The organism is Pelomonas sp. KK5, assembly GCF_001984095.1.
Lineage (GTDB): Bacteria > Pseudomonadota > Gammaproteobacteria > Burkholderiales > Burkholderiaceae_C > KK5.
Map to the genome: position 1 here is coordinate 1 of NZ_LYVQ01000018.1, position 25,031 is coordinate 25,031.

Sequence of the window (25,031 nt, forward strand, 5' to 3'; positions counted from 1 at the left end):
GGAGGAGCGCCGCGCCGCGCGGCTGCGCGCCATCGTCGGCAAGCAGCTCGACGCCGAGGCCGACCGCCGCGCCGCCGGCACCAGCAGCGTGCGCCGGGCCCGCCTGTTCGGCCGCACCGATGCCAATGCCGAGCTGGTGCTGTATGCCGAAGCCTGGGCCCGCCGCATCGAGCTGAACCCGACCTTCGAGATGGTCCGGCAGGCGCTGCAGCAGCCGCACAACGACCCGATCGTGACGGTGGCCGTGCGCAACGACGGGTCCATCGAATCGATCACCTTCGTCCGCTCCAGCGGGGCGCCGGAGCTCGACGAAGCCATCCGCCGCGTCATCCGCAGCCAGGAGCACTATCCTGCGTTCCAGCCGGCGCTGGCCGTCGAATACGACGTGATCGAGATCCGCCGCACCTGGCGCTTCGACATGGCAATCCGCCTCTTCTAGGAGTTCCTCCCTCATGACCCAACCCCTGCGCTTCGGCATCCTCGGATGCGCCCGCATCGCCCGCCAGTTCGCCCGCGACGTGCGTGAAAGCCCCGCCGTGCAATTGCAGGCCGTGGCCAGCCGCGACGCCACCAAGGCCGCCGAGTTCGCCGCCGAGTTCGGCATCCCGCGCAGCCACGCCAGCTACGAGGCCTTGCTGGCGGACGCCGGTATCGACGCCGTCTACATCCCGCTGCCCAACAGCCTGCATGCCGAGTGGGCGATCAAGGCGGCCGAGGCCGGCAAGCATGTGCTGTGCGAGAAGCCGCTGGCGCTGGGGCTGGACGAGGTGAGGGCGATGTTCGATGCCGCCCGCCGGCACGGCGTGATGCTGCTGGAGTCCTTCCCGTACTACTTCCAGCCGCAGACGGGCGCCCTGCTGGAGCTGCTGCGCGAAGGCGCGATCGGCTCGGTGCGCAGCATGCAGTCGAGCTTCGGCTTCGCGCTGTCCAACCCGCAGGGCAACATCCGCTTCGATCCGGCGCTGGGAGGCGGGGCGCTGCTGGATGCCGGCTGCTATGCGCTGAGCATCATCCGGCTGGTGATGGGCGCGGCGCCGGTGAAGGTGCGTGCCGATGCCGACTGGGATCCCAGCGGCGTGGACATCGCCACTGCGGCCACGCTGTACTTCGCCGACGGCCGCCGCGCCCAGTTCAGCTGCGCGATGAACACCGCCAACCACCGCCGCGCCGTCATCATCGGCTCCGACGGCACCCTCGAGACCGAGTACCTGAACCACACCAGCGATCAGGCCGCTGGCGACGGCTGGGGCTACCTGCCGAGCGAGCTGCGCGTGCGCCGCGGCATCTCCAACGCGATTCCATTCGAGGCCGTGGAAAGCGGCGTCGGGAGCGGCTTCCGCTTCGCCGCCGAGGCCTTCGCCGCCGTCATCGCCGCCGGCGACCAGGCTGCAATCGACCGCGCCGCCCAGGCCAGCCTGGACAACGCGGCGACGCTGGAGGCGATCGCGCGCAGCTCGCGCAGCGGGCTGGCGGAGGACGTGCGCGCGGCCACGACTTGACCGGCTGCGACGGTGCGCCGAGGATCGGGCGTCCGTCACTTCAGGAGGCATCCCGATGGCCAAGAGCAGCAGCACCAGCAACAGCACGCCCGCGAATCCCTTCGGCGACATCGCCAAGATGATGGAGAGCTTCAAGCTCCCGGGCGTCGACATCGACGCCGTCATGGAGGCCCGGCGCAAGGACATGGAAGCGCTGGTCGAGGCCAACCGGGCCGCCTACGAATCGATGCAGGCCATCGGCGCCAAGCAGGCCGAGATGTTCAAGGCCGCGATGCAGAGCATCCAGGACAGCGGCAAGACCGCGCTGAGCAGTTCGGACCCGACCAAGCACGCCGAACTCGCCCGCAAGGCCTACGAGAAGGCGCTGCTGGACATGAAGGAACTGGCCGAGCTGGCCCGCAAGTCGCAGACGGATGCGATGGCGCACATCAGCAGCCGGGCGAATGAGCATGTGGCGGAGATCAGGAAGATGATGACGGCGAAGAAGTGAGGGGGTGGCGGGCGCTGGGAAGCGCCTGTTTGGGTTGCTCACGGAGCCGGCCGGAACCAATTGCCCTTGCCCCGCAAGCGCTCGACGATGGCGCTGACTCAGTAAAAGTCCTCGGTGGTCGGCGCGCCCCGCGTCCATAGAATCCCGCGGCCCACAAAGCGGGCGTTGCATCGCGCGGCGCTCGACCAAAAGACAGGCAACGAGGGAGTTCTCAGACCAGCTCATGGAGGGAGTGCCATTCGCCTCCCTTCGACGAGGCGTGTCTCGCACATGCACACGGCCGGCTTCAGCGTTGCCTCCATGCCAGGACGCTGAAGATGCCCCATGCCGAGAATGACCGTTCCTTCTGTCTCGCCGCTCGAATGTCGAAATGGCTGAACGAACGCAGGGCGATCGGCCTGTCGGGTGTCCTGCCGTTGTTCGTCTTGGCGATGAGCGGGGCTGCGCAGGCGCAGTTGCCGGGCGGCCTGCCCGCCTACGCCAAAGCCATCAACATTCCGCCGATCGCCGGTGCGTCCCCGAAGCTTGCACTCGCCTATACCGCTGGAACGGTCAACGGACCGATCGGATACGGCTGGGGTTTGCGGGGGATTTCCATGATCGTGCGCTGCCAGGCCAGTCTGGCGACGGACAAGATCGTCACACCGATCACATTCGGGCCTGAAGACAAGCTGTGCCTGGACGAGCAGAGGCTGATTCAGGTCAATCCGATGACGGGTGCCGTGATCAACGGGAGTTTTCCCACCGCGGGCTCTGCGACCCCTTTTCAGAAGGGCGACGCGATGGGGCAGGCCGAAGGCCGCTTCATCGAGTTCCGCACCGAGAGAGACGCGTCAATACGGATCCGTTCCTACGGCTACGCCAACGGCAGCGCCAGCAGCGGCCCGGCGTATTTCCGCGTGTGGACCAAGTCCGGCAAGATCTATTCGTACGGCGCCGACCCCGATGTCAACAGTGCTTCGAGTGCACTGGTTCTGCAATCGTCGCAAGGCACTGCGGGCGCCCCGGGCATGGTCTGGGCGGTGGCTCGCATCCTCGACGTCAAGGGGGACGCCATTGACTACAAGTACCTGCAGTCGGACGTCGCCTGGGGCTCCGGTCCGGGTGCGGGTGTCTCGACCGTGGGCCATGAGTGGAACGTGGCCGAGGTCGACTACGGGCCGAACAAGGTCGTCTTCAACTATGGGCCTCGCGCCCCCGCGGGGACCACGCCCTCGGACGGCGTGGAGGCGTACCAACAGGGGTTCAAGAACGTCGGCACGCTGCTCTTGCAGTCCGTCACGAGCTTTGCAGGCGCGACCCCTGTCAGCACCTTGAACGTCCGCTACACCGTGGGTCCGGTGTCGGGTCGCAGTCGGGTTTCAAGCCTGCAGGACTGCCCCGGCAACTCCGACGGCAGCAAATGCGTGACCGCCGCGACCTTCGCCTACGCAGATGGCGGCAACGACAACTACGCGGCCCACACCGGCTTCGCGGCCAGCGGCCTGGCCACGACGCAGATGACCCGACAGGGCAGCGGTCGCTACGGCGCACTCATCGGCGACTTCGACGGCGATGGTCGGATGGACATCCTGCGCTGGTCCGACACGCCGGCCGAGAACCAGCTCTGGATGAGCCGCAACGAGCACGACGTCGATACGTTTGTCCGGTGGCCTACGGACGACCAGGCCCATGCGTTCAACCTGACCGATGTCAACCTGTCGAAGAGCGACGGGTGCTTCGCATCGATGGTTGCGGACTTCAATGGGGATGGTTTCGCAGACATCCTTCGAGTTGCCACTCATTCCGACCGATGCGCGGGCGAAGCGCCGAACTTGCTCTACCTGAGCAAGGGCGACGGCTCGTTCAAGCGCGTCGTGGTGCCGTCGAACCTACGCCTGCAACAGGTGACGTCCGTTCCGGCGCCTGGCCAGCCGACCGGGATCCAAGCGAACTTCACCGAAGGCGAGAACTTCTACGCCATCGACATCAATGGCGACGGCATTCTCGACCTCGTCACGACCATCCTGCCGGCGACCGTCAACGATACTTCCTCGACACCGCAGCAGGATCCCTGCAGCGCCAGGATCTGCACCCATGTCTACATGGGACAGAGTGATGGCAGCGGCACCTTTCGGGAAGCCACCGGCACAAACCTGGCCCATCGTTCCGTCTATGCACCACCCATCGGCGGTCTGTCCTATCTACCGCCGAACGCCAATACCGGCGACTGGAACGGCGACGGGCTGGCCGACATCTATTCCAGTGCGGGGCTGTGGATTTCCAGCGGCGACGGGAACTTCACGCTCGTTCCCGGCGGCCCGGCAGGCGGCTGCATAAACCCGATTGAATTCAACGGTGACGGCCGCACTGACTGCCTTTCTGCGAGAGCGAGCTCGTCGTCATTGAGCATCGGAGGCAGCACGGCCTTCGCGGGCAACTTCAATCTCTCCGGCGTGGGCCTCGTGGGCGTCGATGGACTGGGCAAGCCCAATCTCGCCATCAGCACCTTCGACGCGAACGGTGACAACCGGGACGACATCCTGGTTCGATCGACCATGCCGGCCAACAATGCGCTGTGGCTCGGCAATGGAGACGGCACCTTCACGAAGTCCACGTCTTTCAATCTGAACAGCATCTCCTTGCAAAGCACGGACGATTCGATCGTGGTTCTCACTGGCGACTTCACCGGTCGTGGCAGCGTCGAGCTGCTGCGGATGGAGACGAAGGCCGATGGCGCGGTCAACAACCAGCTGTACACGCGGGTTGACGAAGCCACTCCCGACCAGTTGATGTCGATCAACTACGGAAGCGAGGCGAAACCAGGGCTGCACATCGTCTCCCCATCGAGCAGCACGTCGCATACCCAGCCCGCGCAGCCAGCGAGCGCACGCCCGGCGGAAGTCAAGTCGGGCTGGATCAAGGACCAGAGCGGATGCGATCACTTCAACGCGAGCCCGTTGCCTGGAGAGACCGTTCAATGGACCGGCGGCTGCAAGGACAGCCTCGCCGACGGCGACGGCATCGCTGAGTGGTTCCTGGATGGCAAGCTCAACACACACTACGAAGGCGCTATGGCGAAGGGGCTCAGACAGGGCCGCGCCATCTTGAGGTCGAGCCGTGGGGCTGTCTACGAAGGGGATTACCGGAATGGACAACGCGAAGGTGAAGGTGTTCTCACTCAGCCAGACGGGGGACGCTACGAAGGGCACTTTTCAGGCGGTGTCGCTTCCGGCCATGGCAAGTTCACGTCCGCTGACGGCAGCGGCTATGAGGGCGACTTCCGAGGCGGTCATGCCGAAGGCACCGGCAAACGTTGGGGCAAGGGCGGAGACCACTCGACCGATGTCCAGGCGATGTGGAATGAAGAGACCCAGGAGGTCTCCTACGCCGAGTTCGTCGTGATGCTTGGGCCGGAAAACTGCACGAGCATGCCGGAACCTGTTCGCCCCGACTTGGGCTCCTGGACAGGTACCGCTCGCCTCGTGGCTGTCGCCAGGATGGCCGATGGGCGCGTGGCCCAATCGGAGGTCCTTGTGCTTCAAAGTACCGGTCAGTCCGCGCTCGATGCGGCGCTCCGCAAGTCGATCACACAAGCGCTGTCCGCCTACAAGTGCCAGGGAAATGAGAGCTTCATCAAGATGTTCGACTTCGAAGGCAGTCCCCAGGCGAAGCAATGACCGAGTGAGGAACCCCCGTCGTATGCGGGTGCCTTCGTGGCGTTCATGAATGAAGCAATGAGTGAAGTGCCTGAAGTCCATGGTTGACCTCCACGGGCTTTCATAGCGCAACGTCTCCCAAACCATCGAGCCAATCGACAATGTGTATTATGTAAAATCACATCCACGGAGCCGCCATGCAAGCTGGTCAGCGCGGTGTTTGGTGATCTAACGCACCTGAAATCTGGCCCTGACCACTCAAAAGGCAGCCCACGCCTCGGTTCCGCACGCCTTAGATCTTGGTCACCTGCAGCAGCACACCCTAAATCATCGGCACCTGAATCGCGACTCTGGGGAAAAAGCCTGCCGGCTTTCCAATTGCCGCTCGCCAGCACATTCAAGCGCGCGGCACGCCTTCTGGCATCACCGCGGCGGCCGGAGGTCCTGCCCCCTTGGCGTACGCCGCGCGCCCGCCCTCGGCGCTTGCAACTTGGTCACCCCCCGGGCTTGGCCCCAGAATCTGCCGACTTCTCTTCACCATCCGCGGCAAGCGCACATGGCCGACATTAGGAAGAACCTCATCGACAGCTGGCGACGCCATTTCGTCACCCTCTCCTGTATGCAGCAGCCGTCGGGCGCCCCGGAGACCACGGCGCTCGTGTTTTCTGGCTTCGTGGTCGAGATCGAGGGGGAATGGTTCTACGTCACCGCGGGCCACATCCTGGACGCTGTCGAACAGGCCCTGGCCAAAGGAAATTCCCTTAGCCATTGGCGTTTGACGGAGCATCTGCTGCAACCGAAGTTCGGGAACAAGGGCGTCCCGTACGACCTCGACATCCGGCAGTGGTACTGGATCCACGACGAGGCCCGTGGCCTGGACTACGCGATCACGCACCTGCGGCAGTTCTATCGCGATCAGTTGGAGGCCGGTGGCGTGCTGTCGCTCGCGCGCAAGGGCTGGAACGTGCCGCACCCGGATCAGCAGTGGGGGCTTATGGGCGTGCCGAGCGAGTCCGTCGACTATGACGGGGAGACGCTGATCGGCGCACGCCTGGTGATGGTCGCACTCGAACCCGCAGAGGCTCCGGAGGGGGCCGGCGCCAAGGCAGAGAACGTCCACTACGCCCGACTGGCCGACGGCTCCGAGCAGGTGGTGCGCGACGTCGACGGCATGAGCGGTGGCCCCGTGTTCGCCGTCGGAGAGGTCGATGGTCAGACCCGCTACGGGATCATCGGCGTGCAAAGCGCCTGGTACGCATCAACCCGGACCATCGCCTTCTGCCCCTTCATGAGCTTCGTCATCGAACTCATCCCCCACGTGCGAGAAGCACTCGAAGAGGCCGCGCGGCTCGAACGCACGCAAAGCGCCCAGAGCGGCCAGAGCGCTCAGCTCGCACCGGACTCCTGAGCCCCTACATGGCTAGTATGCGCGCCGCGGTACCCTCGCCGCTCACCGAATTCGACGGCCAGCCCTTCGACGGACTGGTGTTCTGCGCACGCGTGTATGCGCTCTTCGAATCCATCCGCGGTCGCGTGGACGGCCCCTCGCGCATGCGCCGGCGACCGAGCAAGGTGGAGAAGCGCCTGCTCGAAGAGCTCCTCCCGATCGCCAAGTATGTCCAGGCAAGCTATCGGCCGGGCCGCTACATCACAGTGCGGTGGGTTGACGGCAGCCAGTCGTTCGACGCTCAGATCGAGCAGCGTGGGGCCTACGTTGATCACGGCTTCTACCCGGCGCTGGCCCATCTCGAGGCGACCTGCGCGATGCACCCGAACGAATACCTGAGCCGCGAGCTGCTCGATACCGAGGGCAGCACCTTCGGCCTCGAAGGGATCCGGCGCCTTCAGGACGGCACGATCGAATCAGTACCGGTTTCGTACATGAACCGCGAGTTCGTCGACAAGTTCACCGAGATCCTGCGAAAGCGCATCGAGGCCAAGGCAGCCATCGTCTACCCAGAGGACACCATTCTCATCGTGCAGTGCACGCTCAACATGCCCTATCTCCCCGACGAATGGGGCGATTTGATGAGCCGCATCAGCATCGCGGTTCCGCCGTCCAGCTTCCGCGAGATCTACTTCTACGATCCAGTGGGGCAGTACAGCCAGTCTCTCTTCCCGCGCAAGCGAGAGTCCGGCTGATCGGCGTCACTCGGCCGTGGCGGGGGCGTCTGGATCGGTGGTCGCAGCGGGTCCCTCGGCGGTGGCCTGCTTCTTCACGTGGTCGTGAATTCGCGCGAACTGATGGGCAAACCGGCGAGGCGGTGCCCAGTCGCCAGGCGGGTATTCCAGCGGGTCTCCTAGCTCGTCCCCATACCGCAGGAGCAACTTCCCGAGCAGGTAGTCGCCGTCAACCAAGCGCGTCACGGCATCGTAGTTCTCACGCATCAAGGTGCCGGGCACGGGTAGGCCGCTCTCCACTCCCCAGCTCTCCGGCACGTAGCTGGCGATGAAGATTTCTACTTCTTCGGGGCGTGTTTCAAAGATGTCGCGCAGTGCCCGCCCCGGCGCGCCCGGATCGACATGTTCCCACAACGAAATGCCGCGAGAAGGCATCGACATCGGCCTGACTGAGCTCGATGTCGGCAATGTTCAGGGCCGCCTGCACACCCTCGAAAGCCAGCATGCGCAGGCTGACCTCGTCGATCGGCGGCAGGTGCAGCGGAACCTGGATGATTTTCTCGAGGAAAGCCCGGCCGGCCTGGTGTCCCCCGGCACCGTAGCGCTCGCCTAGCGCCGCCGATACGACCTCGTCGTCGAAGGCCAGCACGTAGGAGGTGTGCTTGAAACTGGCAGAGAGCTTCACCAGCTTGAACATTGAGTGGGTCTCGGTGCGATCCAGGCGGTCGATGTCGTCTACCAACACGACCACACGTTTCCCACTCTCCTCTAGAAAGCTTTCAATGCGCGAGCGCAGCTCGTTCAGCGAGACGTTGGACATGGCCTCGCCCAGTCCCTTGGCGGCGTCGCCCGGCCGCAACTGCACGATGCCGCCCACGGTCAACGAGCCGAGCGACAGCAGCGATCCGTACTCCTTCAGCACCCCGCCGAGTCGCTCCTTGGCATTGTTGAGCTTACGCTCCAGCGCGTCTGAGAGCGTGGCGAAGAAGCCCCGGATCAACTGCTCTTCGCTTTGGAAATGCCAGGGGTTGAAGTGCACGACGACGACGTTCTGGTGGAGGCCCAGCTCCTCCTCCATCATCTTGAGCACCGATGTCTTGCCATCGCCCCAGGGGCCGAACAGTCCGACCACCAAGCTGGAACTGTCGGGCCGCCGGGCGATCGTGTCGGCGATGCGTGCGGCGAACGGCGCTCGGTTGAAACGGTCCTGCGCAACGCCGCCGATGGGCTCGTCCGACACGAACTCCTTGCTGTCGACCATTGCGGGGCCTGCGGCAGTCGCTGTGGTCGTCTTGTCCGCGCTGCCAGCAGCGACCGTCTTCTGCGCCGGCTCTGCCGCTGCGTCGGGTGTTTCGGGCTGTACTGCCTCTTTTCGTTTGAACCAACCGAACATTGCTCGCTCTCCTGTCTCGTCGGAACCCGCAGCGCAATGAGCCGTGGCACCGCTTCTCATTAAGGTTTGGCCGCCAGTGCCAGCTCGTGGGTCGGGTGTTGCCCGGACTGGAGCCGGTAGAAATGGAACAAGCCCTCCGGCATTGGCAGGCCCGCTTCCCAGTCCTCCCAGCGCGCCTCGGCGACGCACACGAGTGCTGCGGCCTCGGCAACCGTCTGTTTTGCCGCCGTGCGAAGCGCGACGATCTGGGCAACGTCGGGCTCGCCACGCGAGCGTCGCGGCCAGATGTTGGGCGGCTGGTCGTTCTTGTGGACCAGGCCAATGCGAACATCGTCCCAGTCAACCATCACCACCACATCCGCCTCGGGATCGCCTACCCGCCGTGCGCACAATGCAATCACGCTGTTGCAGCCCGCGCCCCGATAGTCGGCGATGGCTGCGTCGAAGGCGGTACGGGCGGCATCGACGTCCTTCGCGACCTGGGCGCGCAAGGCCAAGTGAACTTGCCCCAGAGCGAGCATGCTCTTGCGCACGCGCTGACGAATGTCGATCCGCTCCGGCTGGTCGGCCAGGGCCGAGGCCTTGAACCCGTTGGCTGCGAGTTGAGACTTGAATGCCTGCAGCGTTAGGGCCTCGGCCCAGCCGTTGGAATCGTTGGTGAGGCTGATGTTGCCTTCGAAGCCCTGAATCGCCGTGCCCTGGTGCTGGGCGTGATTGCGCAACTCGTAGACGAACCGGTAGTCTGAGCTGCCCGCATGCATGATGTTGAGCGCAGACTTCACGACCGCGTCGAATGCAGGCGTCAGGGGCAACATCTTGAAGAGCTGCGGGACCTGGTCCACGTAGCCCTTCATCGCTGTCAGCACGTTCACCACATTACGGTTCGCCTCGCGCAGGGTCTCTGCGGCAGTGGCGTACTTTTGGTCCAGTTCCAGCACAGAACGCAGGCCGATTTCGGAGAAGGCCAACTCCATGGCGATGAAGTTGCCTAGCATCAGCTCGTAGCCCTGCTCGAAGGAGCCTGCATCGATCAGCACGGACCTCGCGTTTGCCAGCGCGTTGAAACGCTGTTCGTCTTTGTTGAGCTGGACTCGCGGATTCAGGATCCGTTGCTCAAGGATGTACCGCGCTCCCATCTGACCTCCCTCGTACGCTCAAAGCGCCATTCGTTGTCTGCAGGAGCATAGAACCCAGACGAACGCCGAGGTGGCGGTGAAACTACCGGTCCTCAGTCAGAAAGACTTGATCTTGGAGCGCTGGGGACGCCTGTTTAGCCGAAGCGTGTGAAGTGGAGGCGTTGGGAGCCATTGTGAGGATGCCACGCGACATCAAGGCCATGAGGATGCTCGCCCGGCAGCGCGTACATCACGTTGACCGTCAGATCACCCACGGTGTAGAGCCAGCTGGCCGCGACGATCTTGCCCTCAACCTTAGCGGTATGAATGTCGGAGCCACCGGCGATGACACCGTTCAGCGGAAGGTGCCCGAAAGCGAGGTAGAGGTGTGGATGTGGGCGCCGGCTCATGACGGCCTCGCTGAACGGCCCCGTATCGATTGGCACATTCCCCTCGACCACCATGCAGCCGAACAGCTTGGTGAAGTACAGATGCACGTAGCGCATTGCACGCCGCGAGCTGTAGGGGAACAGCCAGTTGGCACGGAACGTCCCTCGGGTCAGTAGCCTGGGCACGGCGGCACGCAGTTCTCCAGAACACAGCTCCCAGGCGTAGTCATAGGGCTGGGTGCGCGAGCTGTTGCAGGTGAGGCATATGCGATGGGCAAATTTCAGCGTATCCGACTTGAGACTGCCGACGCGGATATTGCGTCGCCTGGGCATGCCTGGACGATCTGCGGCATGGAAGTACAGCGGGTGGCGTTGCGTGGGCTTGCCGAACAGCGCCTTCAGGTCGGAGGCTTTGGCGAGATGCTCCCGTGTGGCCGCGTCTTCTTCACCGCAAATCCAGCACTTCATCGTGGTCACCTCGGTTGAAAGCAAGCAGTGGAGTCTGGAATTTCATAGGGGTCATCGGGTGCAGCCGGGGACCACTCCCATGCCATGCCCTCCAAGCCTCGTCGGCGGAGGTGCAGGTGTCCTGCCGCGGTCCCCGACGCAAAGGAACCGGGTTCCAGCCGCATGCTCGGATCGCCTTCCCGTCTTGTCCAGACAACAACCTTGAAGTCGAAAGTGCGGTCGTGGCCAGCATTTTCGATCACGAGCGGGAACACCGGCATATCCGGAAGTGCCTCGTTCAAAGCCTGGTGGTAGCTCATGCCGTTACGCATGTGGTGGCGATGCTTGGCCTTGGCGAACGCGCAATAGTGGGTGGACCTGACGAGCCACACGCACTTCACGCCAGAGGCCGCATAGCGCCTCGTTCGCGCGCGATAGTCGTCCCATGTCTGTCTCGACATCTGCACTTCGAACGCGATGGTGCGGCCGCCGGCCTCCGCCAGTACATCGGCCACCCATTCTTCACCGCTTGGCGTGCTACCAGGTCGCTCGACATGGGCCTTGAAGCCCGCTGCCCGCAGGCCTTGCACCAACGCAACCTTGGCGTGCTGGTGCTCGATCGACTCCGGCGCGGTGGTACCGCCATAGCCGGGCATGGCGGCAAAGAACTGCAGACCGAGGCTGCTGCGCTTCAGCATCGCGGGCACCCGGTCCCGGCCAATGAGGAAGCGCCCCGCCCCCAGCTCACGCCAGGCCGCCCAGGTCTCGGCTGGTGCAGTGAATGATTCAACCTCCTCGTCGGTGTCGGCTCGGTATGCGATCAGCGGCATGATCTCTCCATCGCCTCGCTCGCCTGGATGGTCAGGTCAAGTAGTCCGGCAGCGGATGGTCGTCCATCAGCGCCGCATTCTTGAGCAGGGTGTCCTTCGGCAGGATCGCATGCAGCATGGCCGGGCTGAAGTCGTTCGCTTGGTCGATGAGCTCACTCAGCGAGAAAAGGTTGCCTAGCTGATGCGTCGAGCAGCGGCTCATGACCTCGCGGATCTCGGCGACCGAGTGCTTGGTCAGGAACGAGAAGTGGCGGCCTAGCAGGCCGGCCAGCACGTCGCTGACCTGGATGGCGATCTCGTCCTTGGAGTCCGCGAATCGGTAGTCGAGCAGCCGGTTGCCGTCGCGCAGCTCGTAGCCCTCCAGCACCTTCTCGACCACGGTCTCCCGATCGAAGATGTGCGTGGCGTTCGCGAAGACGCAGAGCTGGTGGATGAAGAACTTGCTGAAGCCATCGATCAGTTCGCCCTTGTTGTTGCTGTGCAGGAAGGGCAGTTCCAGTTCCGGCTCGGCCGCTGCCGAACACAGCAGGCCGCGCAGTTGCGTCATGGCCCGGTTGCGGTCCGTCAGCACTTTCTGGGCCAAGAAGCGGTGAACAGCGATGACGAGGGCCCTGGCTTGCTCGACCTGGACGTCGGGATAGTCGAAGCCCTGAAGAAGCGCCAAGAAGCCCTCCTGGTCTTGCCGCGCCGCGAAGTACAGCTCGTTCTTCAGATCGTCGGCCATCATCATCCGTTGCAGCGATTCGCCGCCCGGCAGCGAATCGACGATGTCGATCACCGACCAATAGAGGACGTCGAGGACCGAGTAGTGGATCGGCACGCCGGTCTCCAGCAACCAGTCCAGGAAGGCGGTGAGCTTCTTCGAGCCCAGCGTCTCCAGGTAGTCCGGGTGCCCGACGTGCTTGAACTTGACCTCAGTGGCATTGGCCTGGATGCCCATGGTCTTGCGCAGTTCCTCCCAGCCCTGCAAGACCTGGCCCGGCTTCAAGCCCACACCGGCCAAGGTGAAGATGCCATCGGCAGGCGCATTCAGGCCGCGCTCGGTGAGCGTCAGCCGGCGGATGTTGTTGCTTTCGTCGTAGTACAGCTGCAGCCGGCGATCGGTGCCCGGCGGCATGAATGGATGACGGTAGCTGCTGGCCTGCAAGATGCGTTTTTGCATGACTCCGGGAAATCGGTTGCGGCGAACGGATACCCGGTCAGGGCATTGCCTAGCCGGGCAAATTCAAGGGCGTGGAGCATACGTCCCTGATTTGCCGACTCAAGCTGAGTGCCAGGCGGACGGCCGTCTTCGTAGCCAGGTCGCAACGGGCCTTGGCGGTGTGCAGTTCGGTCCTGATCAGCGTCTCGTGCAGGCGAGCCGCGGCATCGCGCACTTCGACATCGCTGCGTTCCATGGCGATGGTCATGCGCAGCAGCTCGATGTGCAGGTCGACCTGGCTCAATTGCTCGGACAAAGTGCGCTGCCAGGTCTTGGCCAACGACAGGCCGCGACGCAATGCGCGCACCAGCAAATCCAGATCGCCGATGGCCTTGGCGGTGGCCGTGATCGCCGCCGGCGCCGCATCGGACACGGCCGCAGGGCCTTCGTGCGCCTGATCTACCTGATCCACTTCTTGTACGGTGGGCGAGTTCATGCCGTGATCTTCCCCCTCTTCCCGGCTTGCGTCTTGGCTGCAGCGCCGCGTCGGGCTGGCGTCTTCCCGGCCGCGCCCAGCTCAGCCACGAGTTGCTGGACCAAGGCATCCTGCGCGCTCGAACGGGATAGCGCCAGATTGGCCGTCGACAACGCAGCCTCGAGCTCCTGGATTCGGGCGTCGGCCCGCTGCGCACCGGCCTGCAGCTCCCGCTCGCGCTTTTCCGATTGGGTGCGAAGCTGAGCCAGACGCAGCTGGGCGGCGCCCAGCTGCTCGTCGGTACTGGCCTGTGTCTTGACTGCGTCTTCGAGGCGCTTGGCGATGGACTCGATCGACTTGTCCATCTTGGCGCGCAGCATGCGCTCGTGCTCGATTTCCATGGCGGCGCGGCGCTCGGCACCGGCGGAGCGCTCTTCCGCTGCCGAGATTGATCGCACGGCGCGAGCGCGTTCCTGTTCCAGGGTTTCGCGGGCGGCCGCCAGATCGGCCTGCAGGTCGGCCTGGCGCTGATGGGCTTCTTCCAGCCGGGCGGCCGCGGCCACGCGGGCCGATCGCTCGCCATCCAGGGCCTGGCGCAACTGGTCCAGCTCGGCCTGAAGGTGAGCCGCCTTCGATGACGCTGCGAACGCAGCCGCATCGGCGATCGTTGCCCTCTCCTTCTCCGCTTCCACGTTGGCGGCCGCCATGGCCAGACCGTCCTTGAGCCGCTGATCCAGATCACGCCTGGCCTCGGCCTGGGCGGTCTCCCACAGGTGCTGCGCGGCCTGATGAACCGGGTCGGGCATCGACGGTGGCGCGGAGAAGGCACCGGGGTCCTTGATTCGAGCCCCCAAGTGCTTGAACCAGGTCTCCAGCATCGGGCTGACCGTGTTCGGCGAGCCGCGGCCGAGCTTCTGGCGAACGCGCTCGATCGTGGGCCGAGCGCCCTCCAGGAGCAGCGCGTCGCAGGCTTTCCAGACCTCGTCTTCAGTGATTCCGCGTGCCATGGTTCGTTCTCCTTGATTTGCGCCCTGCCCTGTGTCTACATTAGTCACGATAATTAGAGATTACCGTGACCTAATATGCAATTGTGTTAGATATCATACATATCGCATTATAAACATACCATGACCAAGCGTGCCATCAAACTCGTGATAGCCGACGCGCACCTTGTGCCGGCGCTGGACCCGGACGCGATCGCGCCGATGACGGCGGACGCGGTGAATGCGCTGCTCGCCGAGGGCGAATCCGAAAACACAGTGCGCAGTTACCGAACCGCGCTGCGCTACTGGGCAGCGTGGTTCTGGCTGCGCTACGGCCAGGCGATCGAGCTGCCAGTGCCGACCGCGGTCATCCTGCAGTTCATCGTCGACCACCTGGAGCGTCGCACGGCCAGCGGGCTTGAGTCGTCTTTGCCAGTGACCGTTGACCAGGTACTGGTCCAGAACGGCGTCAAGTCCAAGCTCGGCCCGCTGGCCCTGACGACGGTTCGGCATCGCCTGAGCGTCCTGTCCAAGGCCCACCAGCTCAAGAACCTGGACAGCCCGGTCCACGACCCCAAGGTGCGTGAACTGCTGACAAAGAGCCGCCGGGCCTACGCGAAGCGCGGGGTCCAGCCGGACAAGAAGGCGGCCCTAACGCTGGAGCCCCTGCAGGCCATGCTGGCCACGTGCGACGACTCGCTGCGCGGGGTCCGTGATCGCGCCCTCCTCCTCTTCGGCTGGGCGAGCGGTGGCCGGCGACGGTCCGAGGTCACGGCCGCTACGATTGAGAACACGCGCAAGGTAGGCCCGCGGGCCTACAGCTTCACGCTGCTGCACTCCAAGACGAATCAGACGGGCGTGGCAAGGTCAGACAGCGAGAAGCCCGTACTGAATGAAGCCGCAGACGCCCTCTCCGCTTGGTTGCGGCGCTCGGGCATCGTCACCGGGCCGATCTTCCGGCGCATCCGCCGCGGAGAGAAGGTCGGCGAGCCGTTGGCGGCGGCCGCAGTGCGCGACATCGTGCGCGAGCGTGCTGCCCTGGCCGGTCTGCCCGATGACTTCGCCGCACACTCACTTCGTTCTGGTTTCGTGACCGAGGCGGCGCGGCAGAACATCTCGCTCGGCGAGACCATGTCCATGACCGGACACACCTCGCCGGCGACGCTGGTGGGCTACTTCAGGGCGGCCGAGTCGCAGCGCAGTGCCGCAGCGAGGCTATTCTCAGGCGCAACGAAGCCTGGCGAGCCCGACGGCAAGTAGTCCTGAAACGTTGTGACCCGATCAGCTCCTGTGTCACGCTGCAGGTGCAGGTTCGCCGACCTCCGATGCCGACCACAGGCGCACATGCAGCAACTGCTCAAGCTCGCTCAGGAGCACCCTACCCTCAAGCGTCAGCTTCGTGACCCCGCCGAATTCACGGAACGTGCCGTCTTCCAGGCGCGCTCGGAATTCGGCGAAGCAGTTCCCGATCATGTCCTGAAGGGCAGTGAACCGCGCCTTCAATCCCTCTGGCATGAAGATTCCGCTGGACAACAGGAATTCCTGAAATTCCTGTTGTTCCTTCATGTACGTGGACCATCGCTTGAAGCCAGTCCAGCGCCGATAGTACGCCGTGCGTTCCGTACCTTCGAGTGCGCGAAGTTCATCGATTTCCCAGTGCTTCATCTGGACTTCTTCGACGAGCCGCATTAACTCCGCTTCTGTGTAGCGGGCCAGGTCGGGATACATCTCGGCGGCAGTGCCGACACCTGAGTTGAAGCTGCGCACAAGCAGCCGCCACGCCTCGGACAAGACGTCGAACTCGCGGTCGTAGAGTTTGCGAGCTCGGTGGATCTCGCGGTCGATATATGACTGGACCATTCGAAGCGAGCGGTCATGTTCCGCCTTCAATTCCGCCAAGCTCCGTTCCTGCGCCGCCTTGAGCGCTGCAGCCTTCTGCGCGAAGCGCTCATCGAGCCATTTCGCGCCCAGGTGCTTGAAGAGCTGATACGAGACCACCCCCACGACGCCGAGGGAGGCGACGACCTTGGTGATGAATGCAATGATCGAGTCGAGTTCCACGGGGTGATGCTATGCGAAGCAGGCCAAATCCGTGGCGTCGTGAAAGGTGAGCACCAGACGGGCATTAGATCCAGCTCGCGTTACTGCGACGGCCCATATCGTGCCCAGCACCATCTTGACCACCCTTCCGACGCGAGGCGCCCTTTCCTTGCGAGGTTTCCGCCATGGCTGACAACGGCATCGCCAAGGTTCAGCACTACGTTCCGCAGTTCTTGCTCAGGAATTTCGGCACGGGCAAGAAGGATCCGCTGCATGTCTTTGACAGGGCCATCTTATGCGACGAGTCCTGCCTCCCGCAGGATGTTGATGATCGGCCTGAGGTCCTCGCCAAGTGCATATTCCTTGGCCCACTTCGACAACAAGGAGGCAAGGTCTCCCTGCCGGGCGCGTGCAATGCGGGCCTCTTCCATCACATGGTCGTAGTCAATTCGAGGCCCGTAGAGCCTGTAGGCGCCGTCATGGTAGAGCTCGCGCCGCATCGCCCTCGCCTTTTGCAGCCGACTTGCCGATGGCTCACCGGAGGTCCACCTCACAGGCAACTGCGGCCTGCGGATGAACTCGATCAACTTGTCGACAGCGGCCGACAGTTCTGGAAGCAATTCTTTGAGAAGAAGTAAGGCTCCAGGCGGGGGAGTCCGCATCGGGTCCTTCGCTCTGAGCTTCTCGCGAGTACTCGCTGCCCACTCGTCAAGGACGGTACGGTCCGCGTCGCTTGCGCCTGCTCCAAATTCATGGAGTGCAATCAAGATGAGGCAGTGTAGGCGAGTGTCGATCGTGCATCTCAGTTTGTGGGCAACCTGGCCGAGGCTGAGGCCACTGTGATGCCCAATGCCGACGCCATGTCGGAGGGAAAGCAGGCCGTCAAGTAGGTCTTCGCTTGGAGTCCATCCTGACCGATAGGACTTCAGCTTCAGTCGGCATCGCACCCGATCTTCTTCGGGTGAAGGGAGATCGATCGTGGGTACGAGTGCATCCGAGGGGCTGAGAGCGGGTGCGCTGAAAGCCCGACTGGCCGATGCCTCCCACTCAGCCCGGAGGGCGTCATCCAGCTCTTTGGCCTTCGCTCCCGACGCAGCAGCAGCGGCCACACGAAGGTCCTCTTGGCGTGGAAAGAACTCAGGATGATGGATCCAGCGCTTCCCTGGGAGGCCATCGATGACAAGCTTGGCCAGCTCTGAGCGGCTGATGCGACCAAACGCATCGCTCAGATCGACTTCTAGCGTCAGCAGATTGGCGCGTCTCACCCGCTCCAGACGCTCGCGATCAAAGCCGTTGGTAACCGTAGCCTCGATGCACAGAAGGCCGAGGCTGTGGCCATCCGCGTCTACGGCGTCCGCGCAAACGTCCGGGATCACCTTCCCTAGACGATGTTCGAGACGGGTGGCGCTGAGCTCCAGTGACTGCTCCTTCACCAGGATGGAGCTGGCCGTAGCACGGCTGCCGCCGCTTCCCGCGACCTCGTGGATCTCCATGGCAGGTACCCGCAGATGCCCCGAGGCTGCCAGGATCTGCTTCACGGTCAGGTGAAGCAGCGTCTCTCTGCGAAGCTCCGCGGGCACGGCCTCCAGGTCTTGTTCATTGATCCCATCTGGCCAGTCGAGCATCTCTTGCGCTTGCGCCATTGCAACGGATGCCGCCTCACGCTGCAACGCCAGATCATCCCAGTGACCATGCCAGCACAGTAGCTCCGGCAAGAGCTTCAGGCGAGAGCGAAGTTCATCCGGCGAAAGTCCAGCCAAGCGTGGGTCGTCGATGTCGATAAAGATCGTCGCACGCCCGTCGGCTACCTCCCCCGAGAACGGCTGCGGTCGAATGTTTGTTCCGGTCAGCTGGACGACCACCTGCTTGCCGTCATCCAAAGTCACGACAGCGTTGGTGCGATCTTGGAACTGAAAGTTGGCAACCCTGCGACGCTGCGCTTGGATCTCAGCAGTTCCCTGGTATTCAGCACCGCTCAGCCCTTTCCAGGACATTGTTCGGGTCCGTGAAGGTAGATCGATCATGCCCTCCTCCACCAACAGGCGCAGTGCTGCGGCTCTGGCGACCAGGACCAAGCAGGCATCTTTGACGACCCCGGTGCGATGCTTGAAGTGCGGCTTCTGAATGTAGGTGCCGGCAGCTTTGCCGGCGTTTGCCGCCTTCAAAGGATGGCCGCAGCTTCGGCACTCACATCCGCACTTGCTGCCATTTCGCTCAGGGCCCAGCTCCATGATGTACACGGGCTGACCTGTCCCCACGTCGTGAGCCCACGTCATAACCAGACTGTCAAGCAGTTCCTGCGCGTCCTGCGGGGACCGCGGTGCCGACCCAATGACGGTGTGAGATTGAAGATCCATGATCAACAGACTATCTGATCATTGGCTCATGTGACGAGCTACCTGTTGGCCGGCTGCTGCGGGGGTGGGCTGAATTCCATAGCGCGTTCACCAACGGTATCCTGTTGCATGCCCATCCAGACCGTCCTATTGGACAAGAACTTTCTCCATGGAAGAACGATTGCGGACATTCAGGCGCTGGCTGAGACGCATCGGCTGCTGATGCCGTGCGTGCTCTTTTATGAAATGGTCTCCGCCGACGAGCCGAAGCGTTCGAGGCTGCTCACCAAGTTCAGGCGTCTCGAGATTCCCGTCCATGCTCTTAAGCCTCTGAACGACCTGCTGAAACTTGAGATGATGCGACTGCAATGCTGCGGCCGCCCGTCTGACCATGTCGAATCAATCGATGCCGAGGTTGTCCGGCAAGCGCTTGAGCCCGGCCCCCATTCACCTCGAGCGCTTGACCTTCTTGCCGAACAAGCCGACTACCTCCAAGCCGAAGTGTCGAGCTACCGCGCGATCATTGCGGAGGTACGCAAGATGTTCCCGCAATTGGCAGTGGGCAATGACGAAGGACGTCGTGCATTTCAGGAGACAGCAGAGAGCGTCGTTGCCGAAGCTGCGCGGATGAGAGTCTTCTACGAAAGCATGTCCAAAGTGCCATCGCCAGGCATGTTCCAAGCGCCTCCTGCTCATCTCGTTGACGAAAATTGGGCCTGCTTTCGGCTGATGCAGGTGAAGCTCCTATTCGCCATCGAGCACGTCCACCGGATAGGAACAATCGATCAGCCGGCCGAGTTGAGCGTCAAGGCCTTTACCCGTCTCGAACATGATGTGCTTGATCAGCAGTATCTGATTCAGGGTGTGCTGGAAGGAGCGTTCGCGACGGAAGAGAAGAAGCTTCAGCGTTGGTTCCGATTGCTACGGCCCGATGGCGAGTTGCACTGCCGCCCGGCCTTTGAGGATGTGCAGCAATGAGCGAGGAACGAGGCAAGTGGCTGGCAGCGCGGACAGCGCACTTACCAGGGGGACTCCGAGCATTCAACGGATTCGAGCCGACGGTCCACGTTTACCCCACCGCGCCGGGCCAGCCGCAGCTTTCGTTTGAAGCCGCTACCTATGGCTCGCTGTTCAAAGACCTTGGAGACCGCAATCTGCTGCCGATAGGCTTCGAGTTTCTGACGAGCTCGCTCGAGGCGAAGGGCTTGGTACCAACAAACTGGAGGAGCTATCACCCGTGGGGGCCAAGGAATATCTGGCCGTGTGAGGTGCAGATCGAAGAGTGGTCACAGATCGGCTGGGTCGCAAGTCAACAGGGCATGGCGGAACTGTGGGATCTGGCCCGCCGGATATCACATCAGCTTCGTGTCTGCGCCTGGCGGCTATACCAACTCTCAGATTCGTACCATGCCCAGCTTCGGGCAAAGGCAGGATCGAGGGATGAATTCGTGCCCGGCCAACGATTCGTGGATGGGTTCACTTGGCTTGGCTACCTTGCCACGCAGTCCTTCCTTGTCGACGCCTGCATCCTGAGGGACTACCTGGCGGAGTTCTTTGTTGCTAATGTCTGCCCGGAAGCTGAGCGTCCAAAAAGCCATATCGCGACGATGGCCGGCGCCAAGAAGCACGTGTTGAACAGAGTGATTTCGTCCGACCCGATCTTTGCTGAGCTGTCGTCGGCCACGAACAAGGATGGCGGCTGGTTGTTCCTGCTAGGCGCATATCGCGACCTGTGCGTCCACTGTGTTCCCCTGGCGAGATCCGAGTCGAGGCTGTACGCGACTTGCAGCGTGCTTCCAATCGAGGGCGGTGGGCCGCAGCCAGGCATTTCGCTGCCGCTGCCCCGCGACCCATCGTCGATTGCGGCAGAGCGAGCATCGTCCAAGCGTGGCGATCGACTGGCCGACGAACTGCGTCTGATGACCAGCGCCTCGCGCGGCGAGGTAAGCAGCACCGATGCCCTTATCTATTGCTACACGGCCTTGGACCAGTTGACGCGCCTTGCTACGAGGCTGCGAAGGCATTCCCCTGTCGAACCTCAGATTCCCACGATCACTGCCGCGGACATCATCGGCGAAGTCAAGACGAGCCGCGTGTAGCACCCTGGGCTGATCGGCGAGAGCCCCTCCGAGTTGAAGCGGGCAGAAACCAGCTCGCAGAGACTTCTTCCATAGAGCCGTGGCCCGCGAAGGCGGGCCTCCTCAAGGACTGCGCAAGCATCTGAAGGACCTTGACCAGACCAAGCTGCCGGTGTTTCCCTAGCTCTCGAACTTCGACAGCGTGTTGTACCCGCTGGCCTGAGCCTCCTCAGCGACGCACGGCGGGCTTAGAGAAACCGCCGAACCCAGGCGCGAGCGGTTGCAACTATCCTTCTTGTTCGGTCACAACACGTGGCCTGGCGACGGCAGCGACGACGCTGCGCAACCGGAGGGCTCACTGTGTCACACCTGCTGCTGCTTGGAGCTGGCTTCAGCCGAAACTGGGGAGGCTGGCTGGCCAACGAGGCCTTCGAGTACCTGCTCGGCTGTCCCGAGATCATCGGCAACGCGCAGGCGCGGCAGATGCTCTGGAAACATCAGGGCCAGGGCGGATTCGAAGCCGCCTTGGCGGAAGTGCAACGGGAATACGTCCTTCACGCGCACGAACTTCTGCCTGCGCTGCAGGCCCTGCAGGGCGCCGTAAAGTCGATGTTCCGAGACATGAATCGCGGGTTCAACGGGCTCGACATGTTGAACTTTTCGGACAACGGCGAGGCCTCGGTCAGCCGCTTCCTGACGCGGTTTGATGCCATCTTCACGCTGAACCAGGACCTGCTGCTCGAGCTGAAGTACATGCAGCCCGAGAACGCGTTCCTGCTGTTGCAGAGCCAACGCCGTTGGGCTGGCTGCGAATTGCCGGGTATGACCAGGGCCATTCCGACCGACTCGCGAATCTCTGGCTCGTGGGCCGAGTCGATGTGGTACCAACTGCCCCAGGATCAGTTCAAGCTGGATCCGCAGTTCCAGCCGGTCTACAAGCTCCATGGATCGTCGAACTGGATGCACAGCCACGGCCAGGACCTGATGATCATCGGCGGCGCCAAGCTGGCCGAGATCGACCGGACACCGATACTGAGCTGGTACCTGACCCGGTTCGAGGAGGAGATTAGCAAGCCCGGCGCGAAGCTGATGGTGATTGGCTACGGGTTTCGTGATCAGCATGTCAACGATGCGATCACCAGGGCCGTCGCCAAAGGGTTGAAGGTCTTCGTAATCGCGCCGGAAGGTGCGGACCTGGCCAGACAGAACAACCCCACACGCAGGCCAGGTCAGATCATGGCGCCGACAGCCGACGAAGCGATGTTCGAGCAGGCGCTGATCGGCGCGTCGCGGCGCTCATTGCGAGAGATCTTCGGCACCGACCGGGCGGAGTTCGACAAAGTCATGAGGTTCTTCGCCGGTTAAAAGCTCGGGGCCAATGGCTCGCTTCCTCGCATGTCCAGCGGCGGGTGGTCAATTCGGCGTCATTGGAAGCAACCAAGCAGCCGAGGCGCGCACCTCGTGGTGAGGCTCCGCTGCGCTTCTAGCAGCCGCCTCAGATCGGCGGATACCTCGGGGCAAGAATACTCGCCAAACAAGTCGACAACAGCAGCCGACGCTTCTGACTGCCTCGGCAAAAGGATCAGCTCACCCTGTGCCACGTGTGTGGGTAATCGCAGGGCGTAACAAGCTCCGGTCATGACCGCGACGTCACGGCAGCTCCAGAAGGAGTCTTTCCAGTTGACGTGTACTACCCAAAAGTTGCTGAGAAGCCAGGTCCAGGCCGCCTCATTCAACCATCGCACGTACAGCCGGCCGCTCAGCGGCACCGGCCGTTCCAGGTGCCGCGCGATCATCTGAGCAGCTGCCAAATGATGCGAGCCTCCACTGTTGCACACAGTCAGCCGAGGATCCCACGCGGACAACTTCAAATGATCGGCACCTGGCGAGTGGATGAGTCGGATTTCTCGATGAGTTAGCAGCGCCTGTAGACCAGCTTCGTTAACCGGTGAATTCTTCTGCTTGTTGAAGTGTTGTCCGAAAGCGTCCACGCTTTCGAAGTGCTTGTCCGATGACTTGCTGTTCGCAATGCACTCGATGTCCGTCAGGTCGAACTGGAAATCGTCAATGCTCCGCTCTAGGACAAAAGGCCCGAAAGGGTTCTCGAAATTGCTCGCTCTCGGCGACGAGCTCGGCGTTGCCACCATCCCATCGAAATGACGGTGCCGATGCGCGTTGTCGATGTGCTCCCAAAGCACCTGCGAATTGCCAAACACGCCGGGTCGCCGCGCGAGAAGCGGTTCTACAGCGTTCATTCTCGCGTTTCGGACAGACTCGGCCAGCTGGCGCCACGCTGTCGCAACGGCGAGGCGCTGCGGACTCGGTAGCTTAGTCGTGCGGCGCCACCACGAATCCGGCGTAGGCAATAAGACTGCTGCAGGCACGTCCTCAAGATTGTCGGTTTTCGGCAATAACGCCTGTCCAATGAGCCGCGCGATGGGCCAGCTGGCTACAGCGTCGCGAGGGAATTGGCTGGACTCAAACGCACTTTCGCTCACTCAACACCTCCAATGACTTCGGCACATTCTGCATGTACTGCTCAGAGGGGGTGGAGAGACGCACTTCGAGCCTTTAGAACTGCATCCTGGCAAGCAACGCGCCGCAAAGGTGCTGCTGCCCCTCGTCCGGGCCGCGGTCGCCTTTGGTCAATCTCCGCGTGGCGACTGCTGCGTTACGAGCCGCTGGCGCCCGACCGAAGGCCGGCATGTAGATCGGAGCTGCCAGCGCCCACAATCTACCGCAGGTCAGTGCCGCACGCCCTGCTTGCAGCTTCTTGAAGTTTTCATCCGACCAAGCGAGGCTGTTCGAAAAGATATCTTTGCGAGCGACAGCGTTCGGCGAGCCAGAATGCCTGTCGATGCCCACCGCAGACAGGCGAGGTTAAACATGCGAGTTCACGATGTCAGGCCCGAATCCTTTGTCTTTCAGCTGCGTTGCGACCGCTGCGGGACGGAGGCCCAGTACAACGTTGACGACGGATTTAACAACTTCCTCCAGATCGGATTTGATGCAACTTGGGGATCTCAGCTCGGCGATGGCAACCGAGTCGATATTGACCTTTGTCACGGCTGTTTGAAGGAAACGCTTGGCGCCTGGCTCAGGCTATCCGCGTCCAGATAGAACTGGCAGGAGTCAACACGGGACTAGAGGACCGCGAGCCGAACGCGGCCGGCTCTGTTGAAAACTTGATCGATGGCCTTGCCGGACACCCAAATGGCAGGCTACCCCCGTTTAGGTCCGTGGTGGTTTACGTCGGGCACGCGCGCGAGCCAGCTCTGACTTCAGATGCCGGCAAGGCCACGTCAGCATCGCCCGATAGAGAGCCAGGCCTTCGCGGAAGCCGCAGACAACGCCTTCCAGGAAGGCTGAGCGACCAGATCGCCATGCGAGGCGAATACTGTCCCAGGTGAACGGCGCCTTGTCTAAGCGAATGACCTCGTTGAATCCAGCTAGGAAGGCGGCATGCAATGCCCGCAATGAAGGCTTCATAGCATTTGCTCGCTCTTGAACATGTTCGAATGCGGTGGCCGTCGCTACTCGTCATCGGCTGCCCAAACGATGCGAACAGTACGTTCTTTGCCCAGGGGCGTCCGATGAAAGCTCCAAAGAAAGGTGCCGGATTCCGTCTCGATCCTCCAGCATAGGTCATCCCCAAGAGGCTCGGAACACTCGGTCACGGCAATGCATCGCGAAAGAATCAGTCGATTGCTGCCGGTCACATGCTCGGGCAACAACACGTAGAGCCGACGATGTCGCCACTGCCCAAGCCCAGCTACGCTGATTGCATCGGCGAGCAGGCCAAATGCGAGGCGCCGGCCTGACTGCCAGCTCGATACGCTCGGTTCCCTGGCTGCGGCTTGCAGAAGCCAGATCGGCATTGGTCCAAGCAGTTCCGCTGCGTTGTAGAAGGTAAAGCCGGGCTCAGAACTCAAGCCATCTGGCCAGGAGCGGGACCAACTCTCGTGCGCTCGGAACATTCCTTGGCTCTCCCCGTACGCCAAGCGGCCGGCAGACTGGCATCTCCGCGCCGGTGGCAATGTGTAAGATCATCCGTGG

22 protein-coding genes are annotated in these 25,031 nt (G+C 62.8%); 10 read left to right on the forward strand and 12 right to left on the reverse strand.

All coding sequences use genetic code 11. The features are described 5' to 3' along the window. From B0W88_RS04135 to B0W88_RS04160, 6 genes are all read left to right on the forward strand, one after another. Window positions 1-439 (forward strand): energy transducer TonB (locus tag B0W88_RS04135; RefSeq protein ID WP_144006595.1); only part of this gene is annotated, 439 nt, incomplete at its 5' end. Between the two features lie 13 nt (window positions 440-452). Then, window positions 453-1,499, forward strand: coding sequence for a Gfo/Idh/MocA family protein (locus B0W88_RS04140; RefSeq protein WP_077033392.1), 1,047 nt, complete (start codon window positions 453-455; stop codon window positions 1,497-1,499). Window positions 1,500-1,554: 55 nt separating this feature from the next. Beyond that, window positions 1,555-1,989, forward strand: coding sequence for a phasin family protein (locus B0W88_RS04145; protein WP_077033393.1), 435 nt, complete (start codon window positions 1,555-1,557; stop codon window positions 1,987-1,989). A gap of 317 nt (window positions 1,990-2,306) precedes the next feature. Next, window positions 2,307-5,648: an FG-GAP-like repeat-containing protein gene (locus tag B0W88_RS04150; protein WP_083748570.1), complete on the forward strand. Its 3,342-nt coding sequence runs from the start codon at window positions 2,307-2,309 to the stop codon at window positions 5,646-5,648. Window positions 5,649-6,183: 535 nt separating this feature from the next. Next, a complete protein-coding gene (locus B0W88_RS04155) occupies window positions 6,184-7,035 on the forward strand; it encodes a hypothetical protein (protein ID WP_077033395.1) in 852 nt (283 codons plus the stop codon). Window positions 7,036-7,052: 17 nt separating this feature from the next. Continuing rightward, window positions 7,053-7,769 carry a hypothetical protein gene (locus B0W88_RS04160; RefSeq protein ID WP_077033396.1) on the forward strand — a complete coding sequence of 239 codons (717 nt, stop codon included), beginning with the start codon at window positions 7,053-7,055 and terminating at the stop codon, window positions 7,767-7,769. 6 nt (window positions 7,770-7,775) lie between these two features. Here the strand turns inward: B0W88_RS04160 and B0W88_RS04165 are convergent, their stop codons facing one another. The 8 genes from B0W88_RS04165 to B0W88_RS04200 form a co-directional block, all read right to left on the reverse strand. Beyond that, window positions 7,776-8,162 carry a hypothetical protein gene (locus tag B0W88_RS04165; protein WP_158080790.1) on the reverse strand — a complete coding sequence of 129 codons (387 nt, stop codon included), beginning with the start codon at window positions 8,160-8,162 and terminating at the stop codon, window positions 7,776-7,778. Continuing rightward, complete coding sequence (locus B0W88_RS04170; RefSeq protein ID WP_198937766.1) at window positions 8,107-9,141, reverse strand: P-loop NTPase fold protein; 1,035 nt, start codon at window positions 9,139-9,141, stop codon at window positions 8,107-8,109. The genes B0W88_RS04165 and B0W88_RS04170 overlap by 56 nt, the downstream gene beginning before the upstream one ends. Before the next feature lie 59 nt (window positions 9,142-9,200). Further along, window positions 9,201-10,277, reverse strand: coding sequence for a hypothetical protein (locus tag B0W88_RS04175; protein WP_077033399.1), 1,077 nt, complete (start codon window positions 10,275-10,277; stop codon window positions 9,201-9,203). Between the two features lie 134 nt (window positions 10,278-10,411). Further along, a complete protein-coding gene (locus B0W88_RS04180; RefSeq protein WP_158080791.1) occupies window positions 10,412-11,113 on the reverse strand; it encodes a hypothetical protein in 702 nt (233 codons plus the stop codon). Between the two features lie 5 nt (window positions 11,114-11,118). After that, window positions 11,119-11,922, reverse strand: a complete 804-nt coding sequence (locus B0W88_RS04185) for a hypothetical protein (RefSeq protein ID WP_077033401.1) — start codon at window positions 11,920-11,922, stop codon at window positions 11,119-11,121. A 31-nt stretch (window positions 11,923-11,953) separates the two neighbouring features. Next, entirely contained in the window at window positions 11,954-13,084 is a 1,131-nt protein-coding gene (locus B0W88_RS04190; protein WP_144006599.1) for a DUF3800 domain-containing protein, read from the reverse strand. 49 nt (window positions 13,085-13,133) lie between these two features. After that, the gene (locus B0W88_RS04195; protein WP_144006600.1) at window positions 13,134-13,559 is read right to left on the reverse strand and encodes a hypothetical protein; all 426 of its coding nucleotides are present in this window, start codon (window positions 13,557-13,559) and stop codon (window positions 13,134-13,136) included. After that, on the reverse strand, window positions 13,556-14,545 hold the full coding sequence (locus tag B0W88_RS04200; RefSeq protein WP_077033404.1) for a DNA-binding protein: 990 nt from the start codon (window positions 14,543-14,545) through the stop codon (window positions 13,556-13,558). Before B0W88_RS04200 ends, B0W88_RS04195 begins: the two co-directional genes overlap by 4 nt. A gap of 120 nt (window positions 14,546-14,665) precedes the next feature. Between B0W88_RS04200 and B0W88_RS04205 the strand changes: the two genes are divergently transcribed. Further along, window positions 14,666-15,781 carry a tyrosine-type recombinase/integrase gene (locus B0W88_RS04205; protein ID WP_077033405.1) on the forward strand — a complete coding sequence of 372 codons (1,116 nt, stop codon included), beginning with the start codon at window positions 14,666-14,668 and terminating at the stop codon, window positions 15,779-15,781. Between the two features lie 33 nt (window positions 15,782-15,814). Here B0W88_RS04205 and B0W88_RS04210 read toward each other — a convergent pair whose 3' ends face one another. Together B0W88_RS04210 and B0W88_RS33455 are read right to left on the reverse strand one after the other, a co-directional pair. After that, window positions 15,815-16,582 (reverse strand): hypothetical protein, encoded by a 768-nt coding sequence (locus B0W88_RS04210; RefSeq protein WP_077033406.1) that lies wholly within the window; start codon window positions 16,580-16,582, stop codon window positions 15,815-15,817. Between the two features lie 272 nt (window positions 16,583-16,854). Further along, window positions 16,855-18,801: a hypothetical protein gene (locus B0W88_RS33455; protein ID WP_158080792.1), complete on the reverse strand. Its 1,947-nt coding sequence runs from the start codon at window positions 18,799-18,801 to the stop codon at window positions 16,855-16,857. A gap of 225 nt (window positions 18,802-19,026) precedes the next feature. On the opposite strand from B0W88_RS33455, the gene B0W88_RS04220 reads away from it, so the two are divergent. The 3 genes from B0W88_RS04220 to B0W88_RS04230 all read left to right on the forward strand — a co-directional run bounded on the left by B0W88_RS04220 (window position 19,027) and on the right by B0W88_RS04230 (window position 22,340). Beyond that, window positions 19,027-19,875, forward strand: a complete 849-nt coding sequence (locus B0W88_RS04220) for a hypothetical protein (protein ID WP_077033408.1) — start codon at window positions 19,027-19,029, stop codon at window positions 19,873-19,875. Continuing rightward, window positions 19,872-20,996 (forward strand): hypothetical protein, encoded by a 1,125-nt coding sequence (locus B0W88_RS32845; protein WP_144006602.1) that lies wholly within the window; start codon window positions 19,872-19,874, stop codon window positions 20,994-20,996. Before B0W88_RS04220 ends, B0W88_RS32845 begins: the two co-directional genes overlap by 4 nt. Window positions 20,997-21,335: 339 nt before the next feature. After that, the gene (locus tag B0W88_RS04230) at window positions 21,336-22,340 is read left to right on the forward strand and encodes an SIR2 family protein (protein ID WP_077033410.1); all 1,005 of its coding nucleotides are present in this window, start codon (window positions 21,336-21,338) and stop codon (window positions 22,338-22,340) included. A 59-nt stretch (window positions 22,341-22,399) separates the two neighbouring features. Here the strand turns inward: B0W88_RS04230 and B0W88_RS32850 are convergent, their stop codons facing one another. Both B0W88_RS32850 and B0W88_RS33460 read right to left on the reverse strand, forming a co-directional pair. After that, on the reverse strand, window positions 22,400-23,473 hold the full coding sequence (locus B0W88_RS32850) for a DUF6685 family protein (RefSeq protein ID WP_158080793.1): 1,074 nt from the start codon (window positions 23,471-23,473) through the stop codon (window positions 22,400-22,402). 1,035 nt (window positions 23,474-24,508) lie between these two features. Further along, window positions 24,509-24,952: a hypothetical protein gene (locus B0W88_RS33460; RefSeq protein WP_158080794.1), complete on the reverse strand. Its 444-nt coding sequence runs from the start codon at window positions 24,950-24,952 to the stop codon at window positions 24,509-24,511. Between the last annotated feature and the right edge of the window lie 79 nt (window positions 24,953-25,031).

Coding starts and splice junctions, on each gene's coding strand:
- B0W88_RS04140 (WP_077033392.1), top strand. CDS start 453: ATGACCCAACCCCTGCGCTTCGGCATCCTCGGATGCGCCCGCATCGCC.
- B0W88_RS04145 (WP_077033393.1), top strand. CDS start 1,555: ATGGCCAAGAGCAGCAGCACCAGCAACAGCACGCCCGCGAATCCCTTC.
- B0W88_RS04150 (WP_083748570.1), top strand. CDS start 2,307: ATGCCCCATGCCGAGAATGACCGTTCCTTCTGTCTCGCCGCTCGAATG.
- B0W88_RS04155 (WP_077033395.1), top strand. CDS start 6,184: ATGGCCGACATTAGGAAGAACCTCATCGACAGCTGGCGACGCCATTTC.
- B0W88_RS04160 (WP_077033396.1), top strand. CDS start 7,053: ATGCGCGCCGCGGTACCCTCGCCGCTCACCGAATTCGACGGCCAGCCC.
- B0W88_RS04170 (WP_198937766.1), bottom strand. CDS start 9,141: ATGTTCGGTTGGTTCAAACGAAAAGAGGCAGTACAGCCCGAAACACCC.
- B0W88_RS04175 (WP_077033399.1), bottom strand. CDS start 10,277: ATGGGAGCGCGGTACATCCTTGAGCAACGGATCCTGAATCCGCGAGTC.
- B0W88_RS04180 (WP_158080791.1), bottom strand. CDS start 11,113: ATGAAGTGCTGGATTTGCGGTGAAGAAGACGCGGCCACACGGGAGCAT.
- B0W88_RS04185 (WP_077033401.1), bottom strand. CDS start 11,922: ATGCCGCTGATCGCATACCGAGCCGACACCGACGAGGAGGTTGAATCA.
- B0W88_RS04190 (WP_144006599.1), bottom strand. CDS start 13,084: ATGCAAAAACGCATCTTGCAGGCCAGCAGCTACCGTCATCCATTCATG.
- B0W88_RS04195 (WP_144006600.1), bottom strand. CDS start 13,559: ATGAACTCGCCCACCGTACAAGAAGTGGATCAGGTAGATCAGGCGCAC.
- B0W88_RS04200 (WP_077033404.1), bottom strand. CDS start 14,545: ATGGCACGCGGAATCACTGAAGACGAGGTCTGGAAAGCCTGCGACGCG.
- B0W88_RS04205 (WP_077033405.1), top strand. CDS start 14,666: ATGACCAAGCGTGCCATCAAACTCGTGATAGCCGACGCGCACCTTGTG.
- B0W88_RS04220 (WP_077033408.1), top strand. CDS start 19,027: ATGCCCATCCAGACCGTCCTATTGGACAAGAACTTTCTCCATGGAAGA.
- B0W88_RS32845 (WP_144006602.1), top strand. CDS start 19,872: ATGAGCGAGGAACGAGGCAAGTGGCTGGCAGCGCGGACAGCGCACTTA.
- B0W88_RS33460 (WP_158080794.1), bottom strand. CDS start 24,952: ATGTTCCGAGCGCACGAGAGTTGGTCCCGCTCCTGGCCAGATGGCTTG.